The following is a 17,131-nucleotide window of genomic DNA, read 5'->3' on the forward strand; positions in this document are numbered from 1 at the left end:
GCTGGCACAGAGGTTGCTTCGATCAACGGCAATCTGGGTTGATCCGATGAGCTTCCGGCCGTTCACGAGCGAGTCCTACACGCAAGACGACCGCCCCGAAGCCTGGCGGGACGTGCTCGCTGCCGTCGGCCTGCAACCGGCTGGCGGCCATTGCTTTTTTGACGGACACGCAACGGCGTCGCATCGTCAGGCCGCCGGCGTCGCGATGACGCGCATGGCCGCGGGCGCGCAGAGCGTCGGACCTCTGTCTCACGCGAACGAAGAGCTCCCGATCGCCCTGATGCCGCTCGAGGATGGCATGGTGCTCAGAAGTGCCGGCGGCCACCGCATCGTTCCGGTCGGCCATCTGGTGCTGTTGCCGCGGAGCGGGGACTGGAGCATCGTGTTCCAGCGCGACATGCGCGCCATCGTGCTGTCGGTGACATCGGGCGCGCTGCACGGTCGCCTTTCGGGCAAGCCAAGGCTCGGCGAGCCCCGGGTCGTTGCGGCCAGCGGTTTCGCCGATGTGTTCGCACGTCTGCTGGATGCGACCGCGCGCACGCTCGAGACGCTGAGCGATGCCGAATGGAACGCGGTCGCGCAGTCGCTCGTCGACCTCCTCTTGACCCTTGCGCATCAACTGGCGGCCTCGACGTCCGATGCCGGATCGAGCGCGACGCAGGCCGCGCTGCTGCACCGGATCTGCCGCACCATCGAACGGCGGCTCGATGATCCCGAACTGGTGCCGGCGCGCGTCGCGCAGGCCGAGGGGATTTCCGAGCGCTATTTGCAAAAGCTGTTCGAGACGGTCGGCGACAATTTCACCCATTACGTCCGCGAGCGGCGGCTGCAGCGCGCCTGGGCCGACCTGTCCAATCTGGCTGAAGCGCATCGCTCGATCTCGGAGATCGCCTACGCCTATGGCTTCGGCGACTCCGCGCATTTCAGCCGCGCCTTCCGCCACCGCTTCGGCCTGCCGCCGCGCGAGTTCCGCCAGCAGGAGGCGGAGCGGGCGACCTTGCAGCACGGGATTACCGGTCAGCGCGGCTGGCCGCAGGAGGCGCTGGCGCAGCTGCGCGCACACCAGGCGGGAGCGGAGGCGCGCAGCAATGTTTCCCGCACCGACACCGATGAGCCGAGAACAGCCGGACGCAAGCACCATCATCTGCCGATCGAGGCCGACCGTGTTCATTGGGGCTATTTCAGCCGTTCGCTGGCGCCGCAGCTCGAGATCGCCTCGGGCGATACCATCACCATCGAGACTTTGACCCAGCACGCCTCCGACGACCCCGAACTGATGATCGCGGGCGATGCCGCCGCCGAAAGCGTGTTCGGATGGACCAAGGCCAGGAAGAACGTGGATCGCCGCGGCGCCGGTCCGATGGACGCCAGCGTGTTTGGTCGCGGCGCCGGCGAAGGCTTCGGCGTGCACATCTGCACCGGGCCCGTGGCAGTGAAGGACGCCCAGCCGGGCGACGTGCTGGAAGTGCGGATCCTCGACATCGTGCCGCGGGCGAGCCGTCATCCGAAACATGCCGGCCGCGTGTTCGGCTCCTCGGTCGCGGCCTGGTGGGGCTATCATTACGACGAGTTCCTTTCGGGACCGAAGCCCCGCGAAGCGGTGACGATCTACGAGATCCTTGACGACGCTGATGCGCCGCACGCCCGCGCGCTGTATTCCTACCGCTGGGAGCCGCAGACCGATCCGTTCGGCGTCGTGCACCCTACCTACGATTATCCCGGCATTCCCGTCGCGCCCGGTACGGTGAAACGCCGCCACGCCGTGCTCGACGGCATCCGCATTCCCCTGCGTCCGCATTTCGGCGTAATCGCGGTGGCGCCGCGCGAGGTCGATTTCATCGATTCCGTGCCGCCATCCTATTTCGGCGGCAATCTCGACAATTGGCGGCTGGGGAAGGGGGCCACGGTCTATCTTCCGGTCTCCGTCCCCGGCGCGCTGCTGTCGGTCGGCGATCCCCACGCAGCCCAGGGCGACGGTGAGTTGAGCGGCACCGCGATCGAATGCTCCATGACCGGCACGTTCGAGGTGATCCTGCACAAGAAGGCCGACCTTGCCGGCCAGCCCTTCGCCGATCTCAGCTATCCCCTGATTGAAACCGCGACCGACTGGGTGCTGACCGGCTTCAGCCATCCCAACTATCTCGCCGAGTTCGGCGCGCAGGGCCAGAGCGAGGTCTATGCAAAGTCCTCGCTCGACCTCGCCATGAAGGACGCCTTCCGCAAGATGCGGCGCTTCCTGATGAACGTGAAGGGTCTCAGCGAGGACGAGGCGATCGCCCTGATGTCAGCCGCCGTGGACTTCGGCGTCACCCAGGTCGTCGACGGCAATTGGGGCGTGCACGCGATCATCAGCAAGCGCCTGTTTCAGGACGCGCCTTGAGCCGAAGGATACCCGAGTGAAATTCCACATGATCAGCGGCGGCCCGAAGCCGGTCGCGCCCTTCAGCCACGCGGTCGAAACCGACGGCTTCGTCTTCGTCACCGGCCAGATGCCGGATACGCCGCAAACCCCGGGCGTGCTGCCAGAGGGCATCGTCGCGCAGACGAGGGCGGTGATGGAGAATTTGAAGCTGGTGCTCGCCGGTCTCGATCTCGGCCTCGAGCACGTGGTGATGGCGCGGATCTATCTCACGCGCTTCAAGGACGACTACACGGCGATGAACGAGACTTACCGCACGTACTTCGCGCCCGGCCGCCTGCCGGCGCGCACCTGCGTCGGCGTCACCGGCCTTGCCTATGATGCGCTGATCGAGATCGATCTGGTGTGCCGGCGGCCGTGAGATGCGAGCTACAAGCCGTTGCGTTGCCCGACGGGCAAAACACCCAAGCAAAGGGTCAAGCCGGCCTTGCGAAAATATTCGCCTTTACAGAAATGCGGATTTACCGCATCGTTCCTCACCTCATCCCTGTCAGAGGGGCGTATCGCGATCGTCACGAAACGCGGGATGGGTTGTGGCGGACGCTGGCAGCACTGGCGCGAAGGGCATCGCAGGGCGGCAAAACCGTGAGCGACAGCGGCGCGCAACGACCGGTGCGGTTCGCGTACGGCAAAACCGTGTCGTCCTGACGCCCGGGGTCTGTGCGTCAAGTCCTGCGGTGATGCGGCGGCCCGACCGGGCACGCGCATCAGCGATCCGCAAGGCGACGGGGGCAATAGTGCATCGCTCCCCGGGGAGAGCACGGCATAAGCCGTCAAACCGCTGCGCAGGGAAGGCCGTGTGTTGGGCTTAACCTGTATGCCGCTGTGCAGAATCTTGTAGCGCAACCTTCGCACAGTGGACCGTGGGTGCCAGCCGGCACCCGGCCTTCCCTGCGCCCTCTGACAAAAGAGGGCGACACGACGAAGCAAAGCTCGGGCGAGACACGCCGCGAGGACGCGAAGCCGTATCTGCGAGTTGAGATGCGAGTTGACGGAGAAAGCTGTTGCGTCAAACGCAGTCATTGCTAGCGCGGTGAAGCAATCCAGAATCCCTCCAAGGAAAGACTCTCGATTGCTTCGTCGCAAGAGCTCCTTGCAATGACGTGGAGAGAGCGGTGCCTCGCAATTCAGTGTCGTGCGATCGGCCGCACATTTACCTCAAATTGCAACCCGCGCGTGCAAGAAGTCTTGATCGGCGGTGATCTAAGAGGTGATGGAGCGCGTTGAACGGCGGCGCCGGGCGCCGCGACTAATCCACGAGTACATCAGGATCAGTGGAACGTGATCAGGTCGTCCCTTCCTAAAGCACCAAAATGGTGCTTTAGTGCTTTTCATGAGCCCATCGCCCCGAAACGCGCCCTCCGCGCTGCGTTACAGGCTTGCCCCTGACCCGGCCACCAAGGCCGCGCTGGAGGCGACGTTCAGGGCTTATGACCGCATGATGGAGATCCTGGATGAGGTCGCGCGGAACCACAATGTGGGCTCCAACGTCGTGCTGCTTCACGCCCATGCCTATGACCCGATCCGCAAACAGACTGCGCTGCCCTCACGGCTGGTGACGCTGGGTCTGCGCGACCGCGCCGATTATCGCGCAGCGGGGGGCCGCCGGCTGCCGCTCGACGACAAGCTGGCCAAGATCAAGGGTCCCGCCACCATTTCGATTGCGACCGTGCAGGGGCGCTTCAGCGTGCCGTTCGACTATGTCGGCTACGCCGAGGGCTGGGGGCAGAGCGTGCCCGCGCACCTCATCCGCACCGACGACGGTTTCGAGGTTCACTACGGCGTCACGCCGAACAGCCTGCCAGAGGAGGAGAATGCCATGGATACCATTGCTGCCGCCCCCGACAACTTCCTGTCCCGGGTCGGGCGCCTGATCGCCGGGATCGCCTATGACGCGATCGAGCAGGCGGAAGGCAAGAACAAGCTTGGGGTGGTCGGACAGGCCATCCGCGAGATCGAGCGCGCCGAAAGCGAGGCGCGCGATGCGCTCGCCGCAGCCCGCGCCGAGGAGTACCGCCTCAACGCCCGCCGCACCGAGATCGAGCGCGAGATGACCGATCTTGCTCCCAAGATCGAGGGCGCGATCGCCGACAGTCGCGACGATCTCGCGCGTGCCGGCATCGCGCGACAGATGGATATGGAGGCGCAGTTCGAGGTGCTCTCCCGCGCCATCGACGAGAACAACGAGAAGATCGAGAGTAGCATCACATCGCTGCGTGCCGTGCTGTCGGCGCTCCAGGATGCCGAGCAGCGCCGCGCCGATCTTGCAAAGAGCGAGGCGGCCGCGAGCCAGCAGGATTCCACGTCACCACGGAAGCCCGGCGGAGCTTCTGCAGCGGCGAAAGCGCTGCGTGCGGGCAGGGCAGTGGCCCGGGCCACCGGCGTTCCCGCGGCCATCCCGTTCTCAAGCGACATCGACGAGCTCAGCACGTTGCATCGCGACAAGGAGATTGCAGCGAGGCTGGCGCGGTTGAAGTCGCGCTCCTGAGTACTGTGTCATGAGCGCTCTGCTCGAACACGTCATGTCGCCGGAGGTCAGGCCGTTCGCGATTGCGGCGGCCATGATCCTCATCGTCGGCTCGATCGAGGTGGTCTCGATGCTGGTCGGGGCCTCCTTGAGCGAGATCCTCGGCACCAACATCGATTTCGGTCACCCCAGCGACAATGGCGTCATCAACGCCATTTCCTGGATCAATGTCGGCGGCGTGCCGCTGCTGATCTTTCTGCTGCTGCTGCTCGGCGTCTTCTCCATCACCGGCTTCTTGATCCAGGACATCGCGCGGATGGTGGCGGGGCCCTTGCCGGCGACGCTGGCCTCGGTCGGAGCGGTGGTCGTCTCGGTTCCGCTGGTCCGCGCAGCGAGCAGGACCATCGCGCGGGTCATTCCCAAGGATGAAAGCTACGCGGTCGGCCTCGGCGATCTCGTCGGCCGCGTTGGTGAGGTCGTCATCGGCCCGCTGGATCAGGGGCCGCCCGGCCGCGTCAGCGTCGCCGACGTCCACAGCAACCGCCATTTCGTCTGGGCGGTCGCCGCGCCGGCGTCATCGCCTCTGCCGCAGGGAACCATGGTTCTCCTGGTCGATCGCGCCGGCACCCGCTTCGTGGCGGTGAAGGCCGAGGATGAACTCAAACCGTCCAAACCTACTCTAAGCAGCTAGCAAGTCATTTATTGGAGAAAGTCATGTTCGACATCGCAGTCCCGGCCGTGATCGGCGTCGCGCTGATCGTCGTCCTCGGGATCGTCTTCACCATTCTCTACAAGCGCGCCACGCGTGACGAGGCGTTCGTGCGCACCGGCCTCGGCGGCAAGAAAGTCGTGCTCGACGGCGGCGCCATGATCCTGCCGATCTTCCACTCCTACGCCAGCGTCAATCTGAAGACGCTGCGGCTGACCGTCGAGCGCAAGGAACGGGAATCCCTGATCACCAAGGATCGCCTGCGCGTAGACATCGTCGCCGAGTTCTACGTGCGCGTCCGCCCCGACGATGAGAGCATTGCGCTCGCGAGCCAGACGCTGGGCGCGCTGACGAATGATGCCGAAGCGCTGCGTAACCAGGTCGAGGCAAAATTCGTCGACGGCCTGCGTTCAGTGGCGGCCACCATGAGCATTCTGGAACTGCAGGAAAAGCGCAGCGATTTCGTCAAGCACGTGCAGGCGACCGTGGAGTCGGACGTAAAATCCAACGGGCTCGAGCTTGAATCGGTGTCGCTGACCAAGCTCGACCAGACCGATGTGAAGTTCTTCAATCCGGAGAACTTCTTCGACGCCGAAGGTCTGACCCAGCTGAAAACCGTCACCGAGACGCGCCGGCGCGACCGCAACTCGATCGTGCGCGACAACGAGGTGGCGATCGCACAAAAGGACCTCGAGGCGCGCCAGCAGACCCTCACCATCGAGCGCACCAAGAAAGAGGCCGAGCTCTCCCAGGAGCGCGACATCGCCAACAAGACCGCGAGCACCCGCGCGGAAGTCGCGACGGCGACGCAAACCGCCCGTTTGACCGAGGAGAATGCCCGCATCGATACCGACCGCGCCGTGGCCGAGAAGGAGGCAGGCGCCAAGCAGGTCAAGGAAACCGCCGTCATCGAGTCGGATCTGGCGATCAACAAGCGCAAGACCGACGCGCAGCGCGAGATCCAGATCGCCACCCAGGAGAACGAGATCCAGATCGCTTCCAAGAGCAAGCAGACCTCGGAGGCCGTCGCCGAAGCCAAGACGGCCGAGGCGATCGCCGTCTCCGCGGAGGAAAAGGTCGTGACCGCGCGGGCCGTCGAGGTCGCCGACCGCGCGCGTCTCACCCAGGTGCTCGCCGCGCGCACCGAGGCCGAGCGCAAGTCGACTGAGGTGATCGTGGCGGCCGAAGCCGAGAAGAAGGCGGCGCTGGACCGCGCCGAGGCCACCAAGACGCTGGCCACCGCCGAAGCCGAGTCCAACAAGATCAAGGCGGTCGGCGTCAGGAATATCGGTGAGGCCGAGGCCGCCATCATCACGCTCAAGAACGAGGCGCAGAACAAGCTCGGCGCCAATGTCATCGACTTCGAGCTTGCCAAGAGGCGGATCGAGACGATGCCCTCGGCGCTGGCCGAGATGGTCAGGCCGATCGGTAACCTCAAGGACGTCCGGATCCTGCACACCGGCGGTGCGTTCGGCGGCAATGGTAGCGGCACCGGCGGCAATGTCGGTTTCGGCGAAGGGCTCGCCGGCGAGCTCCTCAAGGTGCACGCGCTGCGTCCGATGATCGACGAGATCCTGCGCCAGAGCGGCTTTGCGCCGGGCGATGATCCCGTGCAGGCGCTGGTCGGCGCCGTGACGGGGAAGAGCAATGGTGCAGCGGTGCCGGCGCCTGCAACGGAGAAGCCAGGCACCGCCGACCTATGAATGCCGGTTCATTGCTGCGGAGAATTCGAATCGATAAGAACGGGCTCCGGATGAATCTCGTGAGGCAACGCCATTTTGTTGCCGCGGCGCCTGCGCCGATCGACGTCAGGCGCCGAAAGCCCGTTTCGATCGGGGAATTCTCACATGAAGTATTTTCTGTCGGGATTGTTTGCCCTCGCTCTGTCGATGGCTACCGCGCCGTCGTTCGCAGCCGATGCCCGCAACGTCTCCGTCATCAACGAGACCGGCTACGCCATCAAATTCCTTGGCTTCAACGCGCCGGACGATGGCCTGGACGAATGGGACAATGAGCTCGAGAAGGTTTTGCAGAACCAGGCGAGCACCTATGTCGAGTTCGATGAGGACGACGAGGGCTGCGTCTGGAACCTCCGCGTCGACTGGCAGAACTATGACGAGACCGTGCTGTGGAAGAACGTCAACCTCTGCAAGTTCACCGCGCTGCGGCTGCGCTACGACCCCGGCACCAAGACCACTTCGTTCGTAGCCGAGTAACCTGGCCTGACGTCGTCGGAGGAGGGACCTTGAGGCCCTTTCTCGACGCAATGTGCAAGATGGCGAATTGGTCCTTTGCAAGCGCAAGCGGCTTTGTTATACGCAGCCGCGCGCGAACGACGGGTTCGCCCTTTTCCTCGGTAGCTCAGCGGTAGAGCATCCGACTGTTAATCGGATGGTCGCTGGTTCGAATCCAGCCCGGGGAGCCAAATTCAATCGCATTTTCAGTGGTTTGCGGTCGCGTCCTGATGTGACGCGCGATCTCCTGCGCTAATCCCTCAGGTCCGGCGGCCCGCATGCCGTACAGAATCGCGTTCAAGCAGAAGTGTGCGCGCGGGCGCCCTCGCGCCGCCAGCGCGGCGCCAAATCGACTCAATTCAAATCGAGCTTCGCAAGCGGCGGATTTTTACGGAGCTGATTCCCCATGCCAGACATCAAGGCCGACCGTTCCCAAATGGCCCCCTCGATTCAGCCGGCAGACGTCCCCGAGCTCAGCGACGATGAATGCCTCGCCTGTCTTGCGCGCGCGGTCGAGACCCACGATTCGGCTCGGCTGGATGAAGTCGCCGCACTGATCGGCCGCCTCGCGGTCACGATCGAATAAGCATCTCGCCCTCGACCTGGAGAGAAGCGGAAGGCACGATCCTCGGGGCCAACGGCCATGTTGCGTTTTCGCCGGGCATGTTCCAAAGATGCCGCCAACTTTGGTCCGCGGCATTGTCCGCCTTGCAGGGTTCGCTAATGTCCGGTTTCTCGACCGCGCGCCTCAAAATGGTCGATGGCCAGGTGCGTACCAATGACGTCACCGACCGTCGTGTTCTCGACGCCATGCTCTCGGTTCCACGCGAGGCCTTCGTGCCGGCCAGCAGGCAGGCATTGGCCTATCTCGACCTCGATCTCGACGTGAGCGAAAGCGGCGCCAAGCGCTTCCTGATCAAGCCGCAACTGACCGGCAAGCTGCTTCAGGCTGCCGAGATCGGCGAGGGCGACAACGTGCTGGTGGTCGGCTGCGCCACGGGCTACCTCGCCGCGCTGGCTGCAAAGATCGCGCGTCAGGTCACCGCGACGGAATGTAATTCGGCTTTGGCCGCGAAGGCCAGGGACGCCTTCGCTGGTCTCGGGCTCGCCAATGTCACCTGCAAGGCCGCAGCCTGCACCGACGGCGATCCCTCTGCCGCTCCGTATGACGTGATCGTCCTCAACGGTGCCACCGAGGTGACGCCGGGAGGGCTGCTTGGCCAGCTCAAGGAAGGCGGGCGGCTGGTGGGGGTGTCTGCCGAATCAAGGCCGCCGCGGGCCATGATCGTGACCCATACCCACGGTGAATTCGGCCATCGGGCGTTGTTCGATGCCTCAGCCCCGGTCCTTCCCGGGCTGGAACGGGCCGCCGCCTTCGTCTTCTGACGGCCCTTTGCGGCGCTTTGGCCCGTTAAAATCCCGTTCTGAATCAGAAGTGTGGCCGGGATGCTGCACGTAAAGAGTTTCGACCGAGAACCACCCTCAGGTAGTTCCGTCGCGCTTGACCGCGTCCTATGTTGCGACGGGGCAACGACTCCACTCGGATACGGTAACCAGGCTCGCGGGCACGAACCTGGCGTTAGAATGAACGGAATTTCACGGATGCATGGGGTGAAGCTCTTCACCGGAGCTGCGGTTTCGGTCCTGCTCACGGCGCTGGCCGGGCCCGCGCCTGCCTTGGCGGACACGATCGAGGCCGCATTGGTGCGCGCCTATCAGAACAATCCGCAGCTCAACGCGCAGCGTGCCCAGGTGCGCTCGACGGACGAAAACGTGCCGCAGGCCTTGTCGGGCTATCGCCCAAAGGTCAACATGACCCTCAGCAGCGGGTCTCAATATCAGGATATCCAACAGACGCAGAAGGGCCTGCCGATCCACAGCTCCGATCCGCTTCAGCCCAACAGCGCCAGCCTGACCATCAACCAGACACTTTATAACGGCAATCAGACTGCCAACCGGACGCGCGCGGCGGAGAGCCAGGTCTCGGGGTCCCGCGAGGCGTTGCGCGTGCTTGAGCAGACGGTCCTGCTGCAGGCTGCCACGACCTATATGGACTACCTGCGCGACTCGGCAACTCTCGAAGTTCAGCGCAGCAACGTGCGCGTGCTCGAACAGACGCTCAAGCAAACGCGCGATCGCTTCAACGTCGGCGAGGTGACGCGTACAGACGTCGCGCAATCCGAAGCGCAGCTGGCTGCCGGCAGGACCCAGGCGCTGACGGCAGAATCAAATCTCACGACGACGCGCGCGAACTTCCGCCGGATCATCGGGAACGAGCCGACGAACCTCGCTCCGGGCTCGCCGGTCGATCGCTTCCTGCCCTCGACGCTCGCCTCCGCGGTAAATCTCGGCCTGGTGGAGAATCCCAGCGTTACGGCTTCGATGTTCGGCATCGACGTCAACTATCTCCAGGTCAAGATCAACGAAGGCGCGCTGCTGCCGACGGTCTCTCTCCAGGCTGGCATCACCCAGTCATACCAGCAGACCCTGACGGTCTTCCGAACGACGACCGCTTCAGCTATCGCGACAGCCTCCGTGCCGATCTATCAGGGCGGTGCCGAATATGCGCTCATCCGCCAGTCGAAAGAGAACCTGGCGCAGCAGCGACTGAACCTTGAAACCACCCGCGATCAGGCCCGCGCCAACGTCGTGCAGACCTGGGGCCAGCTGGAAGCCGGCAAGGCGCAGGTGCAGTCCGCGCAGGCGCAGGTCACGGCCTCCGAGATCGCGCTGAACGGCGTCCGCGAAGAAGCCAAGGCCGGCCAGCGCACCACGCTCGACGTGCTCAACGCGCAACAGGCCCTGGTCAACGCGCGCGTCGCGCTCGTCACCGCCCAGCATGACCGCGTGGTGGCGTCCTATTCGGTGCTCAACGCGGTCGGTCGCCTGGCGCCGCAGGTGCTGGGTCTTGCGACCACTGTCTACGATCCCAGCGTGCACTACCAGCAGGTCCGCGACAGCTGGGCCGGCGTGCGCATTCCTGACGGGCGCTAAAGTCCCGTAGTCATCCGGTCGGCCTCGCGAACAGCCGATGCCGACCGGCGCTTTGCTTGCAATCGTCAAAATCCCTGACATAGCCTTGCCAAGAAGGTGCAGGTCGATTCGCCCTGCATCCGATGCCGTGTGCGTAAAGCTTGAGTGCCGAGGGCAGGGGCGCACCGCTGCACGTTGAGCCGTCATCTGGGGACAAGTCGGGCTGCCACGACGAAAATGTCGGGCCACCGATCCGGAACCGGCCAATCCTGTCGTGCTTGGTGTAAAACAACGCATGCGAGGGCGTTGATGATGTGGAGTCGGAGATGACGCAGCCTGCAAAGGTCACAGAACCCTCAATGGAGGAGATTCTGGCCTCGATCCGGCGCATCATTGCCGACGATGAGGCCAAGCCGCCGCCGGCCGAGGTCGCGAAGCCGGAGAAGGCCGCAGCCCCCGCCGCGCCGCCGAAGCCGCAGGCGATGAACGATATTCCGCCGTCCAAGGTCGCACCGGCCAAACCGGCTGCCGAGAAGCCCGCACCGCCTCCGGCCGCCAAGCCGTCACCACCGCCGCCACCCGCACCTGCGGCGGATGCGTCCAACAATCAGGACGATATCGACGCGCTGCTGGCGGGGCTCGACGCGGCCACGCCCGCGCCCGAGGTCCGTACCCCCGAGCCGGAGCCCGAACCTGAGCCCGACGTGCTCGAATTGACCGACGAAATGGCGATGGACCCGACGCCACCTCCGCCGCCGCCGAGCTTCCGCAAGGTCGAGCCGCGCGACGATCTCGAATTCGCCGAATCGCCGCCGCCGCGTCCGCCGCCGTCGGCGTCCTACACAGCCGTGGACTTCGATGCGCCGCCGGTGCCGCCCCAGCAGCCGATCCTGGCGCAGTCGACGGTCTCGGCGGTCGAATCCGCCTTCAATTCCCTGGCCCACACGGTGCTCAGCAGCAATGCGCGCACGCTGGAGGATCTGGTCAAGGAGATGCTGCGTCCGATGTTGAAATCCTGGCTCGACGACAACCTGCCGGGCCTCGTAGAGCGCATCGTCAAGGCCGAAATCGAGCGGGTCTCGCGCGGCGGCAGGTAGACCGGGCCGTCGAGCCCTCATAAAGCCCCGCTTGCGCGTCATATTCGGCCTCCCGACCGGCCGGAAAGCCCTGTTCCCGCCTGGCTTTCCGTTGACCTTTTCGTTGACTTGCCCCCCGCGCGCGGCTTTCTAGCCCCCATGATCGAGAAAAATTACCAGCCCGCCGATATCGAAGCCCGCATGTCCGTCGTGTGGGAGGACAGCCTTGCCTTCAAGGCCGGCCGCCCCGACCGCCGCGACGCAGTGCCCTTTACCATCGTCATCCCGCCGCCGAACGTGACGGGCTCGCTGCACATGGGGCACGCCCTCAACAACACGCTCCAGGACATCCTGTGCCGCTTCGAGCGCATGCGCGGCCGCGATGTGCTGTGGCAGCCCGGCACCGACCATGCCGGCATCGCTACCCAGATGGTGGTCGAGCGGCAGCTGATGGAGCGCCAGCAGCCCGGCCGCCGCGAGATGGGCCGCGAGAAATTCCTGGAACGGGTCTGGCAGTGGAAGGCCGAGAGCGGCGACACCATCATCAACCAGCTCAAGCGCCTCGGCGCCTCCTGTGACTGGTCGCGCGAGCGCTTCACCATGGACGAGGGCCTGTCAAAGGCCGTCATCAAGGTGTTCGTCGAGCTGCACCGCGACGGCCTGATCTACAAGGACAAGCGGCTGGTGAATTGGGACACCAAGCTCTTGACCGCGATCTCCGATCTCGAAGTGCAGCAGACCGAGGTCAAGGGCAGCCTCTGGTATCTGCGCTATCCGATCGAGGGCAAGACTTTCAGCCCCGAGGATCCCACGAGCTTCATCGTCGTCGCCACGACGCGCCCCGAGACCATGCTCGGCGATACCGGCGTTGCCGTGCATCCGGAGGATGAGCGCTATCTGAAGCTGGTCGGCAAAAACGTGATCCTGCCGCTGGTCGGCCGCAAGATTGCGATCGTCGCAGACGACTATTCCGATCCGGAAAAGGGCTCGGGCGCGGTCAAGATCACGCCGGCGCACGACTTCAACGATTTCGAGGTCGGCAATCGCCACGGCCTGGGCCGCATCAGCGTGATCGACCGGGAAGGTTGTCTCGATCTCGTCGACAACGAGGATTATCTGCGCGACCTGCCCGAAGGCGCCGCGCAGTTCGCCGAGGAATTCAACAAGCTAGACCGCTTCGCCGCGCGCAAGCGCATCGTGGAGCGGCTGGACTCGTTCGGTTTCATCGAGCGGATCGAGCCGCACACCCACATGGTACCGCATGGCGACCGGTCGGGCACGGTGATCGAGCCGTATTTGACCGATCAGTGGTACGTCGACGCCAAGACGCTGGCCAAGCCCGCGATCGCGGCGGTGCGATCGGGCGAAACCGCCTTCGTGCCGAAGAACTGGGAAAAAACCTACTTCGAGTGGATGGAGAACATCCAGCCCTGGTGCATCTCGCGTCAGCTCTGGTGGGGCCACCAGATCCCCGCCTGGTACGGCCCTGACGGCAAGGTGTTCGTCGCCGAGACCGAGGAGGAGGCCGTCAGCCACGCGCTCGGCTATTACGTCGAGCAGGAGGTCATCACGGCGGAGCAGGGGCGCGAGATGGCGCTCGACCGCAACAAGCGCGAGGGCTTCATCACGCGCGACGAGGACGTGCTCGACACCTGGTTCTCCTCGGCGCTGTGGCCGTTCTCTACGCTCGGCTGGCCTGAAGAGGCGCCCGAAGTGCAGCGTTACTACCCGACCAATGCGCTGGTGACCGGCTTCGACATCATCTTCTTCTGGGTCGCCCGCATGATGATGATGGGCCTGCACTTCATGAAGGAGGTGCCGTTCTCGACGATCTACATCCACGCCCTCGTCCGCGACGAGAAGGGCGCCAAGATGTCGAAGTCGAAAGGCAACGTGATCGATCCGCTCAACCTGATCGACGAATATGGCGCGGACGCGCTGCGCTTCACGCTGGCCGCGATGGCGGCGCAGGGCCGCGACATCAAGCTCGCGACCAGCCGGGTCGAGGGCTATCGCAATTTCGCGACGAAGCTCTGGAATGCGTCGCGCTTCGCCGAGATGAACCATTGCGCCGTGCCCGAGGGGTTCGAGCCGGCGAAGGTGAAGGAGACGCTGAACCGCTGGATCGCGCATGAGAGCGCGCACACCACGCGCGAGGTGACCGAGGCGATCGAGGCCTATCGCTTCAACGATGCCGCAGGCAGCATCTACCGCTTCGTCTGGAACGTCTATTGCGACTGGTATGTCGAGCTCGCCAAGCCGGTGCTGCTCGGTCCGGACAGCCCTGCCAAGGCCGAGACCCGCGCCATGGTCGCCTGGGCGCGCGACGAGATCCTGAAGCTGCTGCATCCCTTCATGCCCTTCATCACCGAGGAGCTTTGGGAGGTGACGGCCAAACGCGACGGTCTGCTCGCGTTGGCGCAATGGCCGCTGAAGCCGGCAGCACCGACGCCGGAGCAGCTTGCGATGCTCGCTGCGACGACCGGACCGGCCGACGCGCTCGTCTCGCCGGCCTGGGTGCTTCCGATCTTCGACCATGCCGATTTCACCGATCCCGCGGCCGAGGCCGAGATCGGCTGGGTGATCGACCTCGTCACGCAGATCCGCTCGGTGCGCGCCGAGATGAACATCCCGCCGGCAACGCTAACGGCGCTGGTGCTCGCGGGCGCTTCGGCCGGGACCAGGGAGCGCGCGCCGCGCTGGAGCGACGTCATCAAGCGCATGGCCCGGCTCTCCGGCATCTCCTTCGCCGACCGTGCGCCCGATGGCGCAGTCCAGCTGCTGGTGCGCGGCGAGGTGGCCGCGCTGCCGCTGAAGGGCGTGATTGACGTCGTCGCCGAGCGCACGCGCCTCGACAAGGAGATCGGCAAGGCCGACGCCGACATCAAGCGCGCCGAGTCCAAACTGGCGAACGAGAAATTCGTCGCCAACGCGGCCGAGGAGGTCGTCGAGGAGGAGCGCGAAAAGCGTGAGGCCGCGCTCGCCCGCAAGGCCAAGCTGCTCGAGGCGCTGGAACGGCTCAAGCAGGCGTCCTGAGCTTATTTCGGGAACGGCTTGCTAAGGAATTTCGAGCCCCTGACGCCATAGCGCCAGGGCAACTCGATCGCCTTGGTGATGCCGATCCGGATGCCCGCCGCGACTTCGACGTCCTCCGTCCGCGCATAAAGCGCGATCGGCGGCCGGTCCAGCGGCAGGGCGTTGTGCGCGATGGTGATGCCGAGCGCTTCGGTCAGCTTGCCCGGACCCGAGCACAGCGCGTGCACCTCCTGGAGATGTCGGCGGCGGCGCATCGCAGCGATCCCATGCGTCGGCTCCAGCGCGCGGATCAGGACGGCGCTCGCAGAGCCGATCTCCTCGCAGACGAAGTTCACGCACCAATGGATGCCGTAGGAGCGGTAGACATAGGCAAAGCCGGGCGGGCCGAACATCACCTGGTTCCGCGGCGTCGGTCCGTTGTAGGAGTGCGCCGCCGGCTCGGTATGATGATAGGCCTCGACCTCGACGATGATCCCGCCGACGCCGCCGACCAGCATGGTCGCCCCGATCAAGTCGGGCGCAACTTCGTGGACGCTGCGGGCAAAAAAGCTGCGCTTCAGGACTTTGCCGAGCCGCGGTCTGGAGGCTTTCGAGACTGGAGCCATTCGAGATGAGAATCGCCTGAGAACAGAGCAGGATATTGCCCATATCTGCCATGTTCCCTGAAGCGGGGCGAGCCGGGTTGCGGCAGGCCGCCAGACCGACTAGGTAGGACTTGGTCAGACCGGACATCCCATGGTCGTTATTGTCGATACCATCTCGAACCCGTTGCGCCCGCGCCACCCTGAAAAGGTGAACCGGCCCGACTCCGCTTCGCCGCCGAAGCCGGACTGGATCCGTGTGCGCGCGCCCAACACCCGCGGTTATGCCGACACCCGCAACATCGTGCGCGCCAACGGTCTGCACACGGTGTGCGAGGAAGCGGGCTGCCCGAATATCGGCGAGTGCTGGGACAAGAAGCACGCGACCTTCATGATCATGGGCGACACCTGCACCCGCGCCTGCGCCTTCTGCAACGTCAAGACCGGCATGCCAAACGCGCTGGACGCAGCCGAGCCGCAGAATGTCGCCGAGGCCGTGGCCAAGCTCGGGCTGGCGCACGTCGTCATCACCTCGGTCGACCGCGACGATCTCGCCGATGGCGGCGCCGAGCATTTTGCCCAGACCATTCGCGCGATCCGGGCCGCATGCTCCTCGACCACGATCGAGATTCTGACGCCCGACTTCCTGCGCAAGGAGGGCGCGCTCGAAATCGTCGTCGCTGCGAAGCCCGACGTCTTCAACCACAATCTCGAGACCGTGCCGTCGCGCTATCTCACGGTGCGACCGGGCGCGCGCTATTTCCATTCGATCCGGCTTCTGCAACGGGTCAAGGAGCTCGATCCCACCATCTTCACCAAGTCCGGCATCATGGTCGGCCTCGGGGAAGAGCGCCACGAGGTGCAGCAGGTGATGGACGATCTGCGCTCCGCCGACGTCGATTTCCTGACCATCGGGCAATATCTCCAGCCGACCCGCAAGCATCACGCCGTGATGCGCTACGTGCCGCCGGACGAGTTCTCGTCGTATGAAAAGGTCGCTTATACCAAGGGCTTCCTGATGGTGTCGGCGAGCCCGCTCACCCGCTCGTCGCATCATGCCGGCGAGGACTTTGCGAGACTGAAGGCCGCGCGGGCAGCTAGCGCCCGCTGAACCGCCATGCCCAAATTTTCGAGCAAGCGCCGTGTCAATCACAGCGCGTCCGAGATGTTTGATCTGGTCGCCGACGTCGAGCGCTATCCGGAATTCGTGCCGCTGTGCAGCGCGTTGAAGGTGCGCCAGCGCATGGCAAAGCCCGACGGCACCGAGGTGCTGGTCGCGGACATGACGGTGTCGTTCAAGCTGGTCAAGGAATCCTTCACCAGCCGCGTGACGCTCGACCGCGCCAATCTGAAAATCCTGGTCGAATATCTGCAAGGTCCCTTCAGCAATCTGGAAAACCGCTGGACGTTTGAGCCCAAAGGCCAGGAGGAGGGCAGTGGCGTCTGCGACGTCGGCTTTTTCCTGTCCTACGAGTTCAAGAGCCGCATGCTGGCGCTGCTGATGGGCTCGATGTTCGACGCCGCGTTCGCGCGCTTCTCGACCGCATTCGAGAAGCGGGCGGATGTGATCTACGGCCGGCCGAAGCTGGCATCGTCGTAGGCTCCGGCCAGGCATACTCTCGTGTCCCGGACGCGG

At 64.8% G+C, this 17,131-nt stretch carries 14 protein-coding genes and 1 tRNA gene; 14 read left to right on the forward strand and 1 reads right to left on the reverse strand.

The genetic code is table 11. The annotated features are described in order from the left end of the window. The first annotated feature begins 46 nt into the window (after positions 1 to 46). The 12 genes from OC450_RS14335 (at position 47) to OC450_RS14390 (ending at position 14,914) form a co-directional block, all read left to right on the forward strand. Positions 47 to 2,380 carry an acetamidase/formamidase family protein gene (locus OC450_RS14335; protein WP_211385794.1) on the forward strand — a complete coding sequence of 778 codons (2,334 nt, stop codon included), beginning with the start codon at positions 47 to 49 and terminating at the stop codon, positions 2,378 to 2,380. A 16-nt stretch (positions 2,381 to 2,396) separates the two neighbouring features. Further along, a complete protein-coding gene (locus tag OC450_RS14340; protein WP_211385795.1) occupies positions 2,397 to 2,780 on the forward strand; it encodes a RidA family protein in 384 nt (127 codons plus the stop codon). 963 nt (positions 2,781 to 3,743) lie between these two features. Then, positions 3,744 to 4,907 carry a PspA/IM30 family protein gene (locus OC450_RS14345; protein WP_211387332.1) on the forward strand — a complete coding sequence of 388 codons (1,164 nt, stop codon included), beginning with the start codon at positions 3,744 to 3,746 and terminating at the stop codon, positions 4,905 to 4,907. 10 nt (positions 4,908 to 4,917) lie between these two features. Next, positions 4,918 to 5,577: a YqiJ family protein gene (locus OC450_RS14350; RefSeq protein WP_262048100.1), complete on the forward strand. Its 660-nt coding sequence runs from the start codon at positions 4,918 to 4,920 to the stop codon at positions 5,575 to 5,577. Positions 5,578 to 5,600: 23 nt separating this feature from the next. After that, positions 5,601 to 7,298 carry a flotillin family protein gene (locus OC450_RS14355; RefSeq protein WP_256806718.1) on the forward strand — a complete coding sequence of 566 codons (1,698 nt, stop codon included), beginning with the start codon at positions 5,601 to 5,603 and terminating at the stop codon, positions 7,296 to 7,298. Positions 7,299 to 7,442: 144 nt separating this feature from the next. Continuing rightward, entirely contained in the window at positions 7,443 to 7,811 is a 369-nt protein-coding gene (locus OC450_RS14360) for a hypothetical protein (protein WP_211387329.1), read from the forward strand. A 134-nt stretch (positions 7,812 to 7,945) separates the two neighbouring features. Continuing rightward, positions 7,946 to 8,020: transfer RNA gene (locus OC450_RS14365), tRNA-Asn, on the forward strand. A 215-nt stretch (positions 8,021 to 8,235) separates the two neighbouring features. Continuing rightward, the gene (locus tag OC450_RS14370; protein ID WP_211387328.1) at positions 8,236 to 8,415 is read left to right on the forward strand and encodes a hypothetical protein; all 180 of its coding nucleotides are present in this window, start codon (positions 8,236 to 8,238) and stop codon (positions 8,413 to 8,415) included. A 137-nt stretch (positions 8,416 to 8,552) separates the two neighbouring features. Continuing rightward, positions 8,553 to 9,215, forward strand: coding sequence for a protein-L-isoaspartate O-methyltransferase family protein (locus OC450_RS14375; RefSeq protein WP_262048101.1), 663 nt, complete (start codon positions 8,553 to 8,555; stop codon positions 9,213 to 9,215). Between the two features lie 216 nt (positions 9,216 to 9,431). Beyond that, on the forward strand, positions 9,432 to 10,823 hold the full coding sequence (locus OC450_RS14380; protein WP_211387333.1) for a TolC family outer membrane protein: 1,392 nt from the start codon (positions 9,432 to 9,434) through the stop codon (positions 10,821 to 10,823). A 305-nt stretch (positions 10,824 to 11,128) separates the two neighbouring features. Continuing rightward, positions 11,129 to 11,899, forward strand: a complete 771-nt coding sequence (locus tag OC450_RS14385; protein ID WP_262048102.1) for a PopZ family protein — start codon at positions 11,129 to 11,131, stop codon at positions 11,897 to 11,899. Between the two features lie 138 nt (positions 11,900 to 12,037). Further along, the gene (locus tag OC450_RS14390) at positions 12,038 to 14,914 is read left to right on the forward strand and encodes a valine--tRNA ligase (protein WP_256806714.1); all 2,877 of its coding nucleotides are present in this window, start codon (positions 12,038 to 12,040) and stop codon (positions 14,912 to 14,914) included. A 2-nt stretch (positions 14,915 to 14,916) separates the two neighbouring features. On the opposite strand, the gene OC450_RS14395 is transcribed toward OC450_RS14390, so the two are convergent. Further along, the gene (locus tag OC450_RS14395) at positions 14,917 to 15,519 is read right to left on the reverse strand and encodes a DNA-3-methyladenine glycosylase (RefSeq protein ID WP_211387324.1); all 603 of its coding nucleotides are present in this window, start codon (positions 15,517 to 15,519) and stop codon (positions 14,917 to 14,919) included. A 130-nt stretch (positions 15,520 to 15,649) separates the two neighbouring features. On the opposite strand from OC450_RS14395, the gene lipA reads away from it, so the two are divergent. Both lipA and OC450_RS14405 read left to right on the forward strand, forming a co-directional pair. Continuing rightward, complete coding sequence (gene lipA / locus OC450_RS14400) at positions 15,650 to 16,606, forward strand: lipoyl synthase (RefSeq protein ID WP_211387323.1); 957 nt, start codon at positions 15,650 to 15,652, stop codon at positions 16,604 to 16,606. Between the two features lie 6 nt (positions 16,607 to 16,612). Further along, positions 16,613 to 17,095, forward strand: coding sequence for a type II toxin-antitoxin system RatA family toxin (locus OC450_RS14405; RefSeq protein WP_211387322.1), 483 nt, complete (start codon positions 16,613 to 16,615; stop codon positions 17,093 to 17,095). Positions 17,096 to 17,131: the final 36 nt, after the last annotated feature.

It is taken from the genome of Bradyrhizobium sp. Bra78 (assembly GCF_024519855.1).
In the GTDB taxonomy this organism is placed as follows: Bacteria; Pseudomonadota; Alphaproteobacteria; order Rhizobiales; family Xanthobacteraceae; genus Bradyrhizobium; species Bradyrhizobium japonicum_G.

Excerpts from the sequence above, each read along its gene's own strand:
- OC450_RS14335 (WP_211385794.1), top strand. The coding sequence starts at position 47 with ATGAGCTTCCGGCCGTTCACGAGCGAGTCCTACACGCAAGACGACCGC.
- OC450_RS14350 (WP_262048100.1), top strand. The coding sequence starts at position 4,918 with ATGAGCGCTCTGCTCGAACACGTCATGTCGCCGGAGGTCAGGCCGTTC.
- OC450_RS14355 (WP_256806718.1), top strand. The coding sequence starts at position 5,601 with ATGTTCGACATCGCAGTCCCGGCCGTGATCGGCGTCGCGCTGATCGTC.
- OC450_RS14360 (WP_211387329.1), top strand. The coding sequence starts at position 7,443 with ATGAAGTATTTTCTGTCGGGATTGTTTGCCCTCGCTCTGTCGATGGCT.
- OC450_RS14370 (WP_211387328.1), top strand. The coding sequence starts at position 8,236 with ATGCCAGACATCAAGGCCGACCGTTCCCAAATGGCCCCCTCGATTCAG.
- OC450_RS14375 (WP_262048101.1), top strand. The coding sequence starts at position 8,553 with ATGTCCGGTTTCTCGACCGCGCGCCTCAAAATGGTCGATGGCCAGGTG.
- OC450_RS14380 (WP_211387333.1), top strand. The coding sequence starts at position 9,432 with ATGCATGGGGTGAAGCTCTTCACCGGAGCTGCGGTTTCGGTCCTGCTC.
- OC450_RS14385 (WP_262048102.1), top strand. The coding sequence starts at position 11,129 with ATGACGCAGCCTGCAAAGGTCACAGAACCCTCAATGGAGGAGATTCTG.
- OC450_RS14390 (WP_256806714.1), top strand. The coding sequence starts at position 12,038 with ATGATCGAGAAAAATTACCAGCCCGCCGATATCGAAGCCCGCATGTCC.
- OC450_RS14395 (WP_211387324.1), bottom strand. The coding sequence starts at position 15,519 with ATGGCTCCAGTCTCGAAAGCCTCCAGACCGCGGCTCGGCAAAGTCCTG.
- lipA (WP_211387323.1), top strand. The coding sequence starts at position 15,650 with ATGGTCGTTATTGTCGATACCATCTCGAACCCGTTGCGCCCGCGCCAC.
- OC450_RS14405 (WP_211387322.1), top strand. The coding sequence starts at position 16,613 with ATGCCCAAATTTTCGAGCAAGCGCCGTGTCAATCACAGCGCGTCCGAG.